Origin of the sequence: Bradyrhizobium sp. 61, assembly GCF_023073075.1 — a bacterium.
Lineage (GTDB): Bacteria > Pseudomonadota > Alphaproteobacteria > Rhizobiales > Xanthobacteraceae > Bradyrhizobium > Bradyrhizobium barranii.
The window spans coordinates 286,723-301,471 of sequence record NZ_JADPIU010000064.1 but is presented as its reverse complement, the minus strand read 5'-3'; the positions used below and the strand labels follow the sequence as shown (position 1 = coordinate 301,471).

At 67.0% G+C, this 14,749-nt stretch carries 13 protein-coding genes and 1 riboswitch; of the genes, 8 read left to right on the top strand and 5 right to left on the bottom strand.

Annotated features, from left to right (window positions below; genetic code table 11):
- Positions 1-11 precede the first annotated feature (11 nt).
- Positions 12-1,706 (top strand): ShlB/FhaC/HecB family hemolysin secretion/activation protein, encoded by a 1,695-nt coding sequence (locus tag IVB46_RS23205; RefSeq protein WP_085403119.1) that lies wholly within the window; start codon positions 12-14, stop codon positions 1,704-1,706.
- A 164-nt stretch (positions 1,707-1,870) separates the two neighbouring features.
- Here the strand turns inward: IVB46_RS23205 and bluB are convergent, their stop codons facing one another.
- Genes bluB through cobU form a run of 3 tightly spaced genes read right to left on the bottom strand, consistent with a single transcriptional unit; the run spans position 1,871 to position 3,793 of the window.
- Positions 1,871-2,503, bottom strand: a complete 633-nt coding sequence (gene bluB, locus IVB46_RS23200) for a 5,6-dimethylbenzimidazole synthase (RefSeq protein ID WP_247308726.1) — start codon at positions 2,501-2,503, stop codon at positions 1,871-1,873.
- Positions 2,504-2,507: 4 nt separating this feature from the next.
- Positions 2,508-3,290, bottom strand: coding sequence for an adenosylcobinamide-GDP ribazoletransferase (gene cobS / locus IVB46_RS23195; RefSeq protein ID WP_247308727.1), 783 nt, complete (start codon positions 3,288-3,290; stop codon positions 2,508-2,510).
- Complete coding sequence (gene cobU / locus IVB46_RS23190) at positions 3,287-3,793, bottom strand: bifunctional adenosylcobinamide kinase/adenosylcobinamide-phosphate guanylyltransferase (protein WP_063984439.1); 507 nt, start codon at positions 3,791-3,793, stop codon at positions 3,287-3,289. The genes cobS and cobU overlap by 4 nt, the downstream gene beginning before the upstream one ends.
- Positions 3,794-3,914: 121 nt before the next feature.
- On the opposite strand from cobU, the gene cbiB reads away from it, so the two are divergent.
- Positions 3,915-4,856, top strand: coding sequence for an adenosylcobinamide-phosphate synthase CbiB (cbiB, locus tag IVB46_RS23185; protein WP_247308728.1), 942 nt, complete (start codon positions 3,915-3,917; stop codon positions 4,854-4,856).
- 11 nt (positions 4,857-4,867) lie between these two features.
- Entirely contained in the window at positions 4,868-5,833 is a 966-nt protein-coding gene (cobD, locus tag IVB46_RS23180; RefSeq protein WP_247308729.1) for a threonine-phosphate decarboxylase CobD, read from the top strand.
- On the opposite strand, the gene IVB46_RS23175 is transcribed toward cobD, so the two are convergent.
- Both IVB46_RS23175 and cobO read right to left on the bottom strand, forming a co-directional pair.
- Positions 5,822-7,270, bottom strand: coding sequence for a cobyric acid synthase (locus tag IVB46_RS23175; protein ID WP_247308730.1), 1,449 nt, complete (start codon positions 7,268-7,270; stop codon positions 5,822-5,824). The genes cobD and IVB46_RS23175 overlap by 12 nt on opposite strands.
- A gap of 26 nt (positions 7,271-7,296) precedes the next feature.
- The gene (cobO, locus tag IVB46_RS23170) at positions 7,297-7,932 is read right to left on the bottom strand and encodes a cob(I)yrinic acid a,c-diamide adenosyltransferase (protein ID WP_028148472.1); all 636 of its coding nucleotides are present in this window, start codon (positions 7,930-7,932) and stop codon (positions 7,297-7,299) included.
- A gap of 40 nt (positions 7,933-7,972) precedes the next feature.
- A riboswitch (cobalamin riboswitch) is annotated at positions 7,973-8,195 on the top strand.
- A 95-nt stretch (positions 8,196-8,290) separates the two neighbouring features.
- Here cobO and IVB46_RS23165 point away from each other — a divergent pair.
- From IVB46_RS23165 to IVB46_RS23145, 5 genes are read left to right on the top strand one after another with little or no spacing between them, the layout of a single operon-like run.
- Positions 8,291-8,665, top strand: a complete 375-nt coding sequence (locus tag IVB46_RS23165; protein ID WP_039157178.1) for a DUF1636 domain-containing protein — start codon at positions 8,291-8,293, stop codon at positions 8,663-8,665.
- Positions 8,662-9,711 carry a cobalamin biosynthesis protein CobW gene (gene cobW, locus IVB46_RS23160; RefSeq protein ID WP_247308733.1) on the top strand — a complete coding sequence of 350 codons (1,050 nt, stop codon included), beginning with the start codon at positions 8,662-8,664 and terminating at the stop codon, positions 9,709-9,711. The genes IVB46_RS23165 and cobW overlap by 4 nt, the downstream gene beginning before the upstream one ends.
- Positions 9,711-12,959 (top strand): cobaltochelatase subunit CobN, encoded by a 3,249-nt coding sequence (gene cobN / locus IVB46_RS23155; protein WP_247308736.1) that lies wholly within the window; start codon positions 9,711-9,713, stop codon positions 12,957-12,959. The genes cobW and cobN overlap by 1 nt, the downstream gene beginning before the upstream one ends.
- Positions 12,956-14,119 carry a precorrin-3B synthase gene (cobG, locus tag IVB46_RS23150; protein ID WP_247308737.1) on the top strand — a complete coding sequence of 388 codons (1,164 nt, stop codon included), beginning with the start codon at positions 12,956-12,958 and terminating at the stop codon, positions 14,117-14,119. The genes cobN and cobG overlap by 4 nt, the downstream gene beginning before the upstream one ends.
- Positions 14,119-14,748 (top strand): precorrin-8X methylmutase, encoded by a 630-nt coding sequence (locus IVB46_RS23145; RefSeq protein WP_247308739.1) that lies wholly within the window; start codon positions 14,119-14,121, stop codon positions 14,746-14,748. The genes cobG and IVB46_RS23145 overlap by 1 nt, the downstream gene beginning before the upstream one ends.
- The last annotated feature ends 1 nt before the right edge of the window (position 14,749 follow it).

Sequence of the window (14,749 nt, the reverse complement as noted above, 5' to 3'; positions counted from 1 at the left end):
CGAGATTCGGGATGCGGATTTGGGGGGCAGCGTTGGGGGTGGGGCTTGCAGCTTGCTGCATCGCCCCTTCGCGCGCGCAAGTGCCCTCGATCAATCCCGGCGTGATCCAGAACGACGTCGACCGGCAGCGCCGCCAGCTCGAACGGCAGAGCGCGCCGCCCAAGCTCACCGGTCCCGCGGTGATCGGCGGTGAGCGGGAAAAGTCCCAGCTGCTGAAGCCGGGGGGGCCGAAATTCCGCCTGCGCAAGGTCGAGTTCGACGCATCCAAGTTCATCACGCCGGCAGAGCTGGACGAGATCGCGAAGAAATATGTCGGCAAGAACGTCGACATCGCCGCGCTATTGCAGCTCGTTGCCGACATCAACGCCATCTACACCGAGCGCGGCATCGTCACGGGCATCGCGACGCTGCCCGATCAAGACGCCAAAGGTGGTGTGGTCAAGATCAAGCTGACCGAGGGCCGGCTCCAGAAGACGACCATCGAGGGCAACAAGCAGACCCGCACCGATTACATCCTTCAGCGCGTGAAGGAGCCCGAAGGCGAGGTCCTCGACGTTCCAAAACTCAATCGCGACGTGATCTGGTTCAACCGGACCAACGACGTGCAGATCAAGGCGCTGCTCCAGCCCGGCACGAGCTTTGGCCTGACCGATCTCCAGTTCGCCGTGATCGAGCCGCCGGTCGACACCTTGCAACTCTTCACCGACAACCAGGGCGCGGAGAACACCGGGCGCTGGGAGGGCGGAGCCTTCTACAAGCGCCACGGCCTGTTCGGCGTCGACGACCGCCTGACCTTCTACGGCGTCCGCGCCGACGGCAATCTCAACGGCAACGCCGCCTACAGCATTCCGGTCAATCCCTGGGGTGGCCGCGTCGGCGTCAGCTATACCGAAGGCAAGATCAAGATCATCCAGGGACCGTTCGTCGCGCTCGACGTCACCGGACGCTCGAGCCAGGCCGCGGTCAATTTCAGCCAGCCGGTCTGGGTGACGCAGAACTGGCTGATATTGCTCAACGCCGCCGAGACCGAGGGCAAGACGGTCAGCCGCTTCGCCACGGTCTCCGTGACCGACGACCACTACGACAAGGCCACCGCCGGGCTCTCGGTGACCAATTCCGGCAACACCTATTCGATCACGGTCTCGCCGGCAGTGAACTACATCACCTGGCATGATTATGTGCTCGGCAACAACCGCGCGTTCAACACCTATACCGGCTCGCTGATCGCGACCAGCGCGGCGGGGCCTCAGAATTTCAGCGCCAATGTGCTGGCGAGCTGGCAGTACACGCAGGAAAAGCTGCTGCCGGGTGACCAGATCTTCTCGATCGGCGGTCCTACCACCGTGCGCGGCTATCCCTCCAACTCCGCATCCGGCGACAGCGGCTATTATTTCAACGCCGAGTTGCACTACAATTGGTCGTCGTGGCTCAAGGGGTTCGACACCTACATCTTCACCGACTGGGGTGCGGTCTATTCGACATTCCCGGGGATCACCGAGCTCGCTTCGGTCGGCGTCGGCTTCTCATGGACCTATGCGTCGTTCATGACGTTCGAGGCGAATTACGCGACGCCGTTGAAGATGGCCGTCTCGACCCAGAACCATTACGAGGCCTATGGCCGCGTCATCTTCCGGCCGTTGTTGATGTTCCAGAAGCCGGAGAGCCCCGCGCCGGTGGCGGCTGCCGCCGGCAAGAGCAGGTCGTAGCGACAAGCCGCCTCTCTCTCCGTCGTCATTGCGAGGAGCCCGCGACAAAATTGCAAAGCAATTTTGCGCTGGTGCGACGAAGCAATCCAGAATCCCTCCGCGGAGACAGCCTGGATTGCTTCGCTACGCTCGCAATGACGGGGGATGGAGCGGGGGCGCGGCGACTAACGCCGCAGTGTGAATTCCTCCGCGCTGCGACGGTGCTCCCACTTCGCCTGCTCGAGCTCCGGCTGGTCGCATTCGACTTCCGGATAGCCGATGCAGAGATAGGCGATGAACTTCCAGGTCTCAGGCACGTCGAGAGCGGTGTGAACGCGCTCCGGATTGAGGATCGACACCCAGCCGATGCCGATGCCGTCGGCGCGCGCGGCGAGCCACATCGCGGTGATCGCGGCCACCACGGAATATTCCGTCGTCTCCGGCATGGTCGCGCGGCCGAGGCCGTGGCCGATGTCGCTCGCCTTGTCCGCGAACACGGCGAGGTGGCCGGGCGCCTGTTCGAGACCGGACAGTTTTAGCGTCGCATAGCGCGCGGCGCGTTCGCCGGAGTAACAGTTCAGCGCATCGGCATTGCATGCCCTGAAGTCGTCGATCACGGCGCGGCGTCGTGCGGCATCTTCGACGACAACGAAGCGCCAGGGCTGGCTCAGGCCGACCGAGGGCGAGAGACAGGCGGTCTCGATCAGGCGATCGATGGCGCCGGCCGGCAGCGGATCGGCGCGGAAGCGGCGCACGTCGCGGCGCCACACGAACAGCTCGCGCAAGTGCTGACGGAAGGTGTCGTCGAACTCGACCATGAGATCAGCCTCCCACCCGGAAGGATGCCGCCACCAGCAGAATGAGGATCTCGCCGGTCTGCTCGAATGCGCCGAGGATGTCGCCGGTCTGCCCGCCGATCTGGCGGATGGCAAGCCGCGCCAGCATCAAGCCGGCGAGGGACAGCAGGATCAGGCTGACCAGTGCCTTGCCGGGCCCGAGCGCGAGCGCGAGGGCGAGCGTTCCAACAGCGAAAGCGACGGCGACGCTGCGGCCCGGCGGCGATCCCGCGCTTGCCGACAGTCCATCAGGCCGCGCCGGCGGGACCAGCGACATGAAAGCCGGCACGCCCGCGCGGGCAGCAGTGTGCGCGGCGCACAGCGCGAGCGCGACGGCCCAGGGATTGGCGATCGCCGCGAGCGCGCTCCAGCGCAGGCCGAACGACAGGATCAGCGCGCAGACGCCATAGGTGCCGATCCGGCTGTCGCGCATGATCTCGAGCTTGCGTTCGCGCGTCCGGCCGCCGCCGAGCCCGTCGGCAGTATCGGCAAGGCCGTCCTCATGCAGCGCGCCGGTGATGAGCGCGGTCGTGGCCAACGTGAGCAGGGCGGCGACGTTCGGTGTCAGTCCGAACCGGCTGGAAATCTTGTAGACCAAGGCACCCGCGAGGCCGACCAGCAGTCCCGCGACGGGGATTGCCCAGGTCGCGCGCGCGATGGCGCCTTCGCCTGCAGGCTTCGACGATGCCACCGGCAGGATCGTGACGAACGATGCCGCCATCCTGAGATCGGCAACGACGTCCCGCAAAAGCTCGGCGGGCGGCATCATTTCAGTTTCATCGGCAGGCCGGCCACGACGAACTCGACTTCGTCGGAAACCGCCGCGATGACCTGGTTCATGATTCCGGCGGCGTCGCGATAGCTGCGCGCCAGCGCGTTGTCGGGCACGATACCGAGGCCGACCTCGTTGGTGACGAAAATGACGGGGCTCTTCTGGCCGCCCATGAAAGCGGCGAGCTTCATGAGTTCGTGTTCCCAGTCACGCCCCGCATGCATGATGTTGGAGAGCCACAAGGTCAGGCAATCCACCAGCCTTGGGCCGGCGCCATCGGTCTCGATCAGAGCTTGCAGGAGATCGAGTGGTACCTCTCGCTCGATCCAGTCGACGGCCGCGCGCTTGGCCCGATGCTTGGCGATGCGCACCTCCATTTCGGCATCGAGCGCCTCGGCCGTCGCGATGTAGATGGGCTGGCCCGGAAAGCTGCGCGCGCGCTTTTCCGCGTGGGCGCTCTTGCCCGATCGTGCTCCGCCGGTGATCAAGATGACGGCCATAAAGGTCTCCTGTGGGCCTGACTAATCACCAATCGCGGCCAAAGACAAAGCCGAAATCAGGCGGCCGGGGGCTTGCGCTCGGGCCGTGCTTTGCGCAACAGGGGCGGGACAGGAGGTGGGCGTGGTTTTTGCGGGGGCGATGGCGGTGGCGATGGCGGTGGATGCCCTGCTGGGCTGGCCGTCGTGGCTGTTCGCGCGGATCGGCCATCCCGTGACCTGGCTGGGCCGGCTGATCTCTGCCATCGACGCCGCCTGGAATCGCGATTCCGATCCGCCGGCATTTCGCCGCGCTGCGGGCGTGGCTGGAGCGCTTCTGGTGATTGCGATCTCGGCCGCAATCGGCTGGGTACTTCAGTCCTTGCTCCCCTGGGGATGGACGGAGATCATACTCGTGGGTGTGCTGGCCTGGCCGCTGGTCGCCTTGCGCTCGCTCCATGATCATGTCGCTGCCGTCGCGAAGCCGTTGCTGGCCGGCGACATCGCTGCTGCGCGCGATGCGGTTTCGCGCATCGTCGGACGCGATCCCGCAACGCTCGACGAAGCCGGCATCGCGCGCGCGGCTATCGAGAGCCTTGCGGAAAATGCCTCCGACGGCATCGTGGCGCCGGTGTTCTGGGGCGCGCTGTTCGGACTGCCCGGCATTTTGGGCTACAAGGCGATCAACACGCTGGACTCCATGATCGGTCATCGCAGCGAACGCCACGAAGCTTTTGGCTGGGCCGCCGCGCGCATCGACGATGTCGCAAACTTCATTCCGGCGCGCCTCACCGGCTTTCTGTTCGTGCTGTTGGCAGCGCGGCGATCGGAGGCGCTGTCGTGCATGACGCGCGATGCTCGCCGTCACCGCTCGCCCAATGCCGGCTGGCCGGAGGCGGCCATGGCCGGGGCGCTTGGTGTGCGGCTCAGCGGCCCCCGCATCTATCACGGCAGCGCGACCGATGAGCCCTGGCTCAACGATGGCGCGCGCGATCCGCTTGCCGCGGACATCAGCCAGGGGTTGACGATCTACCGCCGCGCGATGCTGCTGCTCGCCGGCGTGCTTGCGATCCTGGCCCTCGCGTGAAAGAACGGGACATGCGCGAGCACGGTGGAAATCTCGATCTGGCCCAGCAGCGTTTTGGCGGGCGCGCGGAGGACTGGATCGATCTGTCGACCGGGATCAACCGGCTGCCTTATCCCGTGGGCGAGGTGAGCGCGCGTGCATGGAACGCGCTGCCATCGCGCGCCGAGATCGAGAGCCTGCATCAGGCGGCACAGCATGCCTACGGCACAAGCGCGCCGATCGTCGCAATGGGCGGTGCCCAGGCCGCCATTCAATTGCTGCCGCAACTCGCGCCAGCCGGCCGCGCGCGCATCCTTGCGCCGACCTACAATGAATATGCCGGGGTCTTGTCGGCTGCAGGCTGGGATGTCCAGGAGGTCGGCGAGCTCGACGCGCTGGCGGGCGCGGATCTCGCCGTCGTCGTCAATCCCAACAATCCCGATGGTCGGCGTTTTGCGCCAAAGGATTTGCTGGCGCTGCTGCCGCGCGTCGGCCGTCTCGTCATCGACGAGAGTTTTGCCGATGCTGCCCCGCAGCTGTCGCTCGTATCTGAGGCGGATCAGCCTGGGCTGCTGATCCTGCGCTCGTTCGGCAAGTTCTATGGTCTTGCCGGCCTGCGGCTTGGGTTTGCGCTCGGCCATGCGACCGACATCACGAAGCTTGCGGCGGCGTCAGGTCCGTGGCCAGTGTCAGGAGCCGCGATCGCGATCGGCTGCCGCGCCTTGCGTGACGATGCCTGGGCCAAGGCGACGTCAGCGCGGCTTGCGCGCGACTGTGTCCGCCTCGACGACATCGTGCAGTCGCAAGGCTGGCGGCTCGTCGGTGGTGCGCCGCTGTTTCGTCTCTACGAGACGCCTGATGCGCTTGCTGCGCAGGAGAAACTGGCGCGTAGCCAAATCTGGTCGCGCGTATTCGCGAAAGAGCCGGCATGGCTCCGCCTCGGGCTTCCGGGCCGCGAAGCCGAATGGACGCGCCTTGCCGAGGCGCTAGCGCGCTAGCGCGAGCAGGCCGCCGACGTCGAGGTGCTGTTCGATGTGATCGGCGAGGGCATCGAGCGCGCTCTCAACCCTCGCATGATAAGGCTCATTGCCTGCCGGAATGTCGAGCTTTGCGAGATACGCCTTGCGGAAATCATCCGACGTGAACAGGCCGTGCAAATAGCTGCCTTGCACGCGCCCATCGCTGGAGATCGCGCCCTCCGGCTCTCCATTCAGTTTCGCAAACGGGCGCGCGCGATCCGGCCCATCGGTGCGGCCGATGTGGATTTCGTAGGCGTCGATCGGCTGGTCCGTGGCGGCATGCACGGCCGCGACGCGCGTCAGCGTCTTCTGCGGGCTCATCATTGTGGCGACGTCCAGAAGTCCGAGACCCGGCGTGTCGCCTGCGGGGCCTTCGATGCCGTCGGGGTCTGCGACGCTGCGCCCGAGCATCTGATAACCGCCGCAGAGGCCAAGCACATGGCCGCCGCGGCGGTGATGCGCCAGGAGATCTATGTCCCAGCCCTGCGCGCGCAGGAAGGCGAGATCGCCGCGGGTGGATTTCGAGCCGGGGATGATGACGAGACGGACGTCGCCGGGGATAGCTTCGCCCGGCCGCACCATCACGAGATCGACGCCAGGCTCGAGCTTCAACGGATCGAGATCATCGAAATTGGCGATCCGCGACAGCGCGAGGCAGGCGATCTTGCACTGGCCCGGCTTTCGCGCATCACTCAGGCCCAGCGCGTCCTCGGCCGGCAGTTCGCCGGCGCGCGCGAACCAGGGCAGCACACCAAGGCCGCGCCATGCGGTCTTCGCTTCGATCAGCTTGTAGCCGTCGTCGAACAGCGAGGGGTCGCCGCGGAACTTGTTGATGACAAAACCTTCGATCATCGCGGCATCGTCGGGGTCGATCACGGTCTTGATGCCGACGAGCTGGGCGATGACGCCGCCGCGGTCGATGTCGCCGACCAGCACGACGGGGATGTCGGCCTTGCGCGCAAAGCCCATATTGGCGATGTCGGCCTTGCGCAGGTTGACCTCGGCCGGGCTGCCGGCGCCTTCGACCAGCACCAGATCGGCGCGCGCCTTCAGCCGCTCGAAACTCTCCAGCACCGCGCCCATCAACGACGGCTTCATCGCTGCATATTCACGCGCCCGTGCGGTCGCGATTCGCTTTCCCTGGACGATGATTTGTGCGCCGACATCGGTCTCGGGCTTCAGCAGCACCGGGTTCATGTCGGTGTGCGGCTCGACGCCGGCGGCCAGTGCCTGCAGCGCCTGCGCCCGGCCGATCTCGCCGCCGTCGACGGTGACGGCCGCGTTGTTCGACATGTTCTGCGGCTTGAAAGGCAGAACGCGCAGGCCGCGCCGCGTGAAGGCGCGGGCGAGGCCGGCGACGATGAGCGACTTGCCCACGTCCGAGCCGGCACCCTGGATCATCAATGCGCGCGCCATGGTGTTTTCAGAACCTGGGGCCGTGCTCAGAACTCGACGCCGGCTTGCGCCTTGATGCCGGAGCGGAAGGGGTGCTTGACCAGCGTCATCTCGGTGACGAGGTCGGCGATCTCGATCAGCTCGTCCTTGGCATTGCGCCCGGTGAGCACGACATGCGTCATCGGCGGCTTGTGCGTTTTCAGGAAGTCGACGACCTCGGCGATGTCGAGATAGTCGTAGCGTAGCGCGATGTTGATCTCGTCGAGCACGACCATGCGCAGATTGGAATCTGAGATCAGCTCCTTGGCCTTCGCCCAGCCGGCCTGCGCCGCGGCGATGTCGCGGGCACGGTCCTGCGTCTCCCAGGTGAAACCTTCGCCCATCGCATGGAACTGGCAGAGCTCGCCGAAATGGCCGGTGAGCAGGCGCCGTTCGCCGGTGTCCCAGGCACCCTTGATGAACTGCACGACCGCGCATGGGAAGCCATGGGCGACACAGCGGACGATCATGCCGAAGGCGGAGGAGGACTTGCCCTTGCCGGCGCCGGTGTGGACGATGATGAGGCCCTTCTCGCCGCTCTTGGTCGCCATGATCTTGTCGCGGGCGACCTTGATCTTCGCCATTTTCGCGGCGTGGCGGGCGTCGGTTTCCTCGGCCGTTTGGGTATCCGGTTCAGGCGTCATCTGACAGGGTCCTTCGGCTTGACAAGAGGCGGCCGGGGGCAAATGGTGGCCCGGCGTTGGTTCCTGTCCTATGACAGGCGAAGAGGGAATGCGATAGGGTCCGAATCGACAAGATTCGGGTCCAAACTGCAGCCGCCCCCGCGACCGTGACCGGAGAGATTTCCGAAGCCACTGATCCCCCAGGGGATCGGGAAGGCGGGGATCGAAGGGCCAAAAGCCCTGCTCCGCAAGCCGGGAGACCTGCCAGCGCGGACGAGTTTTGGACCGGCGGACGGGGTGTTCCGCGACGGGGAAACGGACCTTCGGGGGAATGGTCCGTGTGCCTCTTCGCCTCCCGCTGTTTATCCTGGAAGAGGCGATGACCGTCACACTTCACGTCTGTATTACCTGCCGTGCCGGCCAGACGCTCGACGAGGGTGAGACGACGCCCGGCAAGCGCCTGCATGGTGCGATCCTCGACGCCGGCGTGCCCGAGGGCGTCAATGTGGTTCCCGTTGAATGCCTGTCGGCATGCAGCCAAGGTTGCTCAGTTGCGCTCAGCGCGCCCGGCCGCTGGTCCTATGTCTATGGTCGTCTGTCAGAGGCCCATGCGAGCGACGTGGTCGCGGGTGCTGCGGCGTATGCCGCCGCGCCCGATGGCCTCGTGCCCTGGCGCAGCCGTCCCGAAATCTTCCGCAAGCAGTCGCTTGCCCGCATTCCCCCCATTGCCGTTGTGCCGGAGGCCGCCGAATGAACTCGCTCGCAAAAGTCCCTGTGACGGTGGTCACGGGTTTTCTCGGCTCCGGCAAGACCACGCTGATCCAGCATCTGCTCGCAAACCCCGACGGCAAAAAGCTCGCCGTGCTCGTCAACGAGTTCGGCAGCGAGGGCGTCGACGGCGAGATCCTGAAATCCTGCGCCGATGCGAATTGCCCGGAGGAGAACATCGTCGAGCTCGCCAATGGCTGCATCTGCTGCACCGTCGCCGACGATTTCATTCCGACCATGGAAAAGCTTTTGGCGCGGCCGGTGCGGCCCGATCACATCCTGATCGAGACCTCGGGCCTGGCGCTGCCGAAGCCGCTGCTGAAGGCGTTCGACTGGCCTGAGATCCGCTCGCGCATCACGGTCGATGGCGTGATTGCGCTGGCCGATGCCGAGGCTGTCGCCGCCGGCCGTTTTGCGCCGGACCCGGCTGCGGTGGAAGCGCAGCGCGCGGCGGACGAAAATCTCGATCACGAGACGCCGCTGTCGGAAGTGTTCGAGGACCAGATCGCCTGCGCCGATATCGTGCTGCTGACCAAGGCCGATCTTGCGGGCGCCGCAGGGATCGAAGCGGCCAAAGCCGCCATCACCGCCGAGATGCCGCGCCGCGTGCCGATGCTATCCGTCACCGATGGCGTGATCGATGCGCGTGTCATCCTCGGCCTCGGCGCTGCCGCAGAGAACGATCTCGCCGCGCGCCCCTCGCATCACGACGGCGAGGAGGATCACGAGCACGACGATTTCGCCTCCGTCGTGATCGATCTTCCTGAAATCGCCGACATCGACGCACTGGTCGCGTCGGTGCAGCGTCTTTCGCGCGAGCAGAACGTGCTGCGCGTCAAGGGCTATATCGCGGTCGCGGGCAAGCCGATGCGCCTGTTGCTGCAAGCGGTCGGCGAGCGCGTGCGCCACCAGTTCGACAAGCCTTGGGGCGCAGCTCTCAGGCAGTCGAAGCTTGTCATGATCGGCGAGCACGGCGATATCGACGAGGCCGCGATCAAGGTCGGACTTGGGCTTTCAGGATCTGGTATCTGATGCACGTCGTCTTCCGCGAGAGCCGCGGTCTCGAGGAGACCGCGACGCCAAGGGACATCGGCCAGGACCCGGCCGATCTCGTGGTGCTCTCGTACTCGGATTCCGACCTTGCCGCGTTCGCGGCCGGCTGGCGGCGCGGCCGCAACAGCCTGCCGTCGCTGCGGCTCGCCAATCTCGCGGAGCTGCGGCATCCGTTGTCGGTCGACACCTATATCGAGCGCACGCTGTCGCAGGCACGCGGCATCCTGGTGCGCCTGATCGGCGGTGAATCCTACTGGCCGTACGGGCTCGCGGCCCTGCAGCAGCTTGCGAAGGACCGCAATATCGTGCTGGCCGTGCTGCCGGCCGACGGCCGCGACGACACGCGGCTCGATGCCTACTCGACCCTGCCGGTTTCGACGTTGCGCCGGCTCAAGGTGCTCTGCGACACCGGCGGTCCTGTTGCAGCCCAGGCCGCGATCGCGCAGCTCGCGCTGGCCTCGGGCCTTTACGCAGGACCGGTCGTCGGCGAGATGAACGTGCCTGAGATGGGCTTTTACGATCCCGCGCGTGGCGTCATTGCTGCGCCGATGGCAGGCGAGGGAAAGCCGCTCGCGCTCGTGACCTTCTATCGTTCCTATCTCACCGCCGCGGATACAGGGCCGGTCGACGCCCTGATCGCGGCGCTGCGCGAGCGCGGCTTTGACGCGTACGGCGTGTTCGTCACCTCGCTGAAGGCTCCGGGCGTTGCGGATTGGCTGCGGACGTATTTCGCGACGAATCTCCCGGCCGCGATCGTCAACGCGACGGCGTTCTCGGCGATGGGCGACGACGGCACGACACCGTTCGATGCCGCATCGTGTCCCGTCTTCCAGGTCGCGCTCTCATCGGCACGGCGCGAAGACTGGGCGGAGTCGCTGCGCGGCCTGTCGCCCGGCGATCTCGCGATGCATGTGGTGCTGCCGGAGGTCGACGGCCGCCTGTTTGCGGGCGTGGTGAGTTTCAAATCGGCCGCGGAGCGTGATCCCGACCTGCAATTTTCGCATCTGGCGCACCGGCCTGCTGAGGAGCGCGTCAAGGCCGTCGCCGCGCGCGCTGCGGCCTGGCGGCGCCTCGCGGAGGCGCCAGCCGCCGGGAAGCGGGTGGCGCTGGTGCTCTCGAACTACCCGGGCCGTCCGCATCAGATCGCGCATGCGGTTGGTCTCGATGCGCTCGCGTCGGTCGAGGCATTGCTGTCTGACCTGACAGAGGCCGGCTTCGACGTTGCGCCGGTTCAGGCGCTCGGCGAGACGCTGCTCAAGCAGAACTTGACCTGGAGCGTCGCCGACTACCGCGCGGCGCTCTCGCGCCTGCCGCAAGCCTTGCAGGATGATCTCGCGCAGGCCTGGGCCGCGCCGGAGGAGGACCCAAGCTGCCGCGACGGCGCGTTCCATTTCGCTGCGATCCGATGCGGCCGGTCGGTCATCGCGGTTCAGCCCGAACGCGGCGATGCGACCACGCGCGATGCCGACTATCACGATCTCGCCCGCACGCCGCGCCATGCCTATGTCGCGTTCTATCTCTGGCTCCGCGGGCAGGCCATCGATGCCGTCGTGCACATGGGCGCGCATGGCACGCTGGAATGGTTGCCCGGAAAATCCGTGGCGCTGTCGTCCGCGTGCTGGCCCGAAGCGTTGATCGGCGATCTGCCGGTCATCTATCCCTTTATCGTCAACGATCCCGGCGAAGCTGCGCAGGCCAAGCGGCGCATCGGTGCAGTCACCGTTGGCCATCTGCCGCCGCCGCTCGAACAATCCGCGGTGCCGGAAGGCCTGGGCCGGCTCGAACGCCTGCTCGACGAATACTCGACCGCCGATGGGCTCGATCCCGCGCGCCGTCAGCGCCTGATTTCTGCGATCCGTGACGAGGCGCGCGCGGCGGGCCTTGAGGACGATCTTGGTCTGGATGCAGCGGCTGCGCCGGCCGAAGCCATTCCGCGGATCGATCGCTTCGTGTGCGATCTCAAGGAGAGCCAGTTCGGCGACGGGTTGCACGTGTTCGGCCGCGGCGCCTGCGGTGATGCGGAGCGCGATGCGTTGCGTACCGCGCTCGCGGGGCAGCGCGTCGCGCCGGGGCCGTCGGGCTCGCCCTATCGCGGCCGCCAGGACGTGCTGCCGACCGGACGCAATCTCTTTGCCGTCGATCCGCGTGCGGTGCCGACGCCGTCGGCGCATGCGCAAGGCATCAGGCTCGCGGAAGAGCTGCTGCGTCGCCATTTGCAGGATCACGGCGACTGGCCGAAAGGCCTCGTGGTCGATCTCTGGGGCTCTGCGACGATGCGGACCGCCGGCGAGGAGTTTGCCATGGCGCTGCATCTCGCCGGCCTTGCGCCGCGCTGGGACCACGCCTCCGGCCGCGTCACCGGCTACGACATCATCGCACCGGCCGAGCTCGGGCGCCCCCGCATCGACGTCACGCTGCGGGTGTCGGGCCTGTTCCGCGATGTCTTCTCCGGCCTTGCGCAATTGTTCGAGGCCGCCGCCGAGGCGCTCGCGTCGCGCGAGGAGGAGGGCGACGAGAATCCCTATCGCCACCGCACCTCGCGTGTGTTCGCGCCGCGTCCCGGCCAATACGGCGTCGGCCTCTCGGCGATCCCGGATGCCTTCACGGCCGAGATGCGCGATGCCGCCGGCGAAGCTTGGCTGTCGGCATCGTCCTGGGCGTTCTCCGCGGACGGTGCGATGCAGCCGGACCGGGCCGGCATCGAGGCGCGGCTCGCATCCGCCGATGCTTTCGTGCACGTCCAGGACCTGCCGGAAACCGATCTTCTGCTTGCCGCCGACTATGCCGCGCATGAAGCAGGCATCGCTGCCGCCGCAGCGCATCTCGGTGCGGCAGGACCATCGCTCTATCACCTCGATACGACGCGGCCCGAGCAGCCGCATGCGCGGACGCTGACCGAGGAAATCTCCCGTGTCGTCCGTGCACGCGCGGCCAATCCGGCCTGGATCGCCGGCATGATGCGGCACGGTTTTCGCGGCGCCGCCGAGATCACCGCGACGCTGGAGCACATGGCCGCCTTCGCGCATCTGGCCGGTGCCGTGCCGCCGCATCTGTTCGATCTTTACTATGACGCGACGCTCGGCGACGCCGATGTCCGCACCTTCATGGCCCGCGAAAACCCGGCGGCACTCGCCGCGATGGAGACCTGCTTCACGCGCCTGCACGAAGCCTCGCTCTGGCGAACGCGCCGCAATTCGATCGCGGCCGCGCTGAAGGAGGCTTCATGAGTGCGGCCGCGATCAAGGGCTGGTGTCCCGGCGCGCTGCGCCCGATGCAATCGGGCGACGGGCTCGTCGTTCGCGTGCGCCCGTTCGGCGGGCGCCTCGAAGCGACACAGGTGGCCGGCCTTGCCGAACTCGCCGAACGCTACGGCAACGGCCTCATCGATGTGACGAGCCGTGCCAACCTCCAGATCAGGGGCGTCAGCGAGCAGGGCCATCGCCGGCTGCTCGATGGACTCGCGTTGCTGCGGCTGCTCGACCCCGATACCGACATCGAAGCCCGGCGCAACATTTTGGTGACGCCGTTCTGGAACAGCGGTGACGAGACACAGGCGCTCGCCGCGGAGCTTGAAGAAGCGCTCGCGGACAGCACGCTCGATCTTCCCACAAAGTTCGGCTTCGCCATCGACGATGGAAAGTCGCGCGTACTCGCCGGCGATTCCGCCGACGTACGCATCGAGCGCGATCGCGGCGGCCGGCTCCTGGTGCGGACTGATGGCGCAAGGCTTGGCCGCTCCGTCGCACGCGGAGAGGCCGTGAGCACGGTGCTCGCGCTCGCAAGCTGGTTCATCTCGTCCGGCGGCGCGAAGGGCGGGCGAGGGCGCATGGCGGCTCATATCGCGGCCGGCGCGGAATTGCCTCAGTCGTTGAGCGGCGAAACCGAGCCTGCTCCGGTCATGGCCGCGTCACGACCCGGGCATTATCCGCATGGCGCCCTGGTCGGCGTCGCGTTCGGGCAGATGCTGCACACGACGCTCCATCAGTTTTCCGGCTGCGGACATGCGCTGCGCATGACGCCATGGCGGATGGTGCTGAGCGAGGGCAAGCGCGAGATGCCGAGCGGGGCAGGCCTCATCACCGAGCCCTACGATCCGGCGTTGCGCGTGATTGCCTGCAGCGGCGCCCCGCGTTGCCGCGAGGCGCATGCCGACACCCGCGCGCTCGCTTCCGCCCTTGCGCCGCGTATCGCCCTCGATACGCGCCTTCACGTCTCGGGCTGCGCCAAGGGCTGCGCGCGTTCCGGCGCGTCCGCGGTGACGCTGGTTGCGACCAGCGCCGGCTTCGATCTCGTCCGCGACGGCTCGACCCGCGATGAGCCGGTTCTGCGCGGCCTGAATGGCGCCGACATCGTCAGCGATCCCTCCATCCTGGTCGGAGGCCACTGATGCCGCACACCTACGAGACCGACGGCGCGGCGATCTACCGGCAATCCTTCGCGACGATCCGTGCCGAGGCCGATCTTGCCCGCTTCACGCCGGACGAGGAGCAGGTCGTGGTGCGGATGATCCACGCCGCCGGCATGGTGGGCCTTGAGGCGCATATCCGCTTCACATCAGGCATGGCGACTGCTGCGCGCGCGGCGTTGCAGAAGGGCGCCCCAATCCTGTGCGACGCGCGCATGGTCTCGGAAGGAATTACGCGCGCGAGACTGCCTGCGGCCAACGCCGTGATCTGCACGCTCGGCGACGAGGCCGTTCCCGCGCTCGCGCAGTCCATGCGCAATACGCGGTCCGCAGCGGCGCTGGAGTTGTGGCGGCCGCATCTCGACGGCGCAATCGTTGCGATAGGTAACGCGCCGACCGCGCTGTTTCATCTCCTCAACATGCTTGAAGACCCGGGCTGCCCGCGGCCCGCGGCGATCATCGGCTGCCCGGTCGGCTTCGTCGGCGCGGCTGAATCCAAGGCTGCGCTGATGGCCGATCCGCCGGTGCCGGCACTGACGGTCGAGGGCCGTCTCGGCGGCTCCGCGATCACGGTCGCCGCCGTGAATGCGCTCGCGAGCCGGAGCGAATAGC

What these genes read in the sequence shown, in the direction of transcription:
- IVB46_RS23205 (WP_085403119.1), top strand. Translation starts at nt 12, where the DNA reads ATGCGGATTTGGGGGGCAGCGTTGGGGGTGGGGCTTGCAGCTTGCTGC.
- bluB (WP_247308726.1), bottom strand. Translation starts at nt 2,503, where the DNA reads ATGGTCGAGTTCGACGACACCTTCCGTCAGCACTTGCGCGAGCTGTTC.
- cobS (WP_247308727.1), bottom strand. Translation starts at nt 3,290, where the DNA reads ATGATGCCGCCCGCCGAGCTTTTGCGGGACGTCGTTGCCGATCTCAGG.
- cobU (WP_063984439.1), bottom strand. Translation starts at nt 3,793, where the DNA reads ATGGCCGTCATCTTGATCACCGGCGGAGCACGATCGGGCAAGAGCGCC.
- cobD (WP_247308729.1), top strand. Translation starts at nt 4,868, where the DNA reads ATGCGCGAGCACGGTGGAAATCTCGATCTGGCCCAGCAGCGTTTTGGC.
- IVB46_RS23175 (WP_247308730.1), bottom strand. Translation starts at nt 7,270, where the DNA reads ATGGCGCGCGCATTGATGATCCAGGGTGCCGGCTCGGACGTGGGCAAG.
- cobO (WP_028148472.1), bottom strand. Translation starts at nt 7,932, where the DNA reads ATGACGCCTGAACCGGATACCCAAACGGCCGAGGAAACCGACGCCCGC.
- IVB46_RS23165 (WP_039157178.1), top strand. Translation starts at nt 8,291, where the DNA reads ATGACCGTCACACTTCACGTCTGTATTACCTGCCGTGCCGGCCAGACG.
- cobW (WP_247308733.1), top strand. Translation starts at nt 8,662, where the DNA reads ATGAACTCGCTCGCAAAAGTCCCTGTGACGGTGGTCACGGGTTTTCTC.
- cobN (WP_247308736.1), top strand. Translation starts at nt 9,711, where the DNA reads ATGCACGTCGTCTTCCGCGAGAGCCGCGGTCTCGAGGAGACCGCGACG.
- cobG (WP_247308737.1), top strand. Translation starts at nt 12,956, where the DNA reads ATGAGTGCGGCCGCGATCAAGGGCTGGTGTCCCGGCGCGCTGCGCCCG.
- IVB46_RS23145 (WP_247308739.1), top strand. Translation starts at nt 14,119, where the DNA reads ATGCCGCACACCTACGAGACCGACGGCGCGGCGATCTACCGGCAATCC.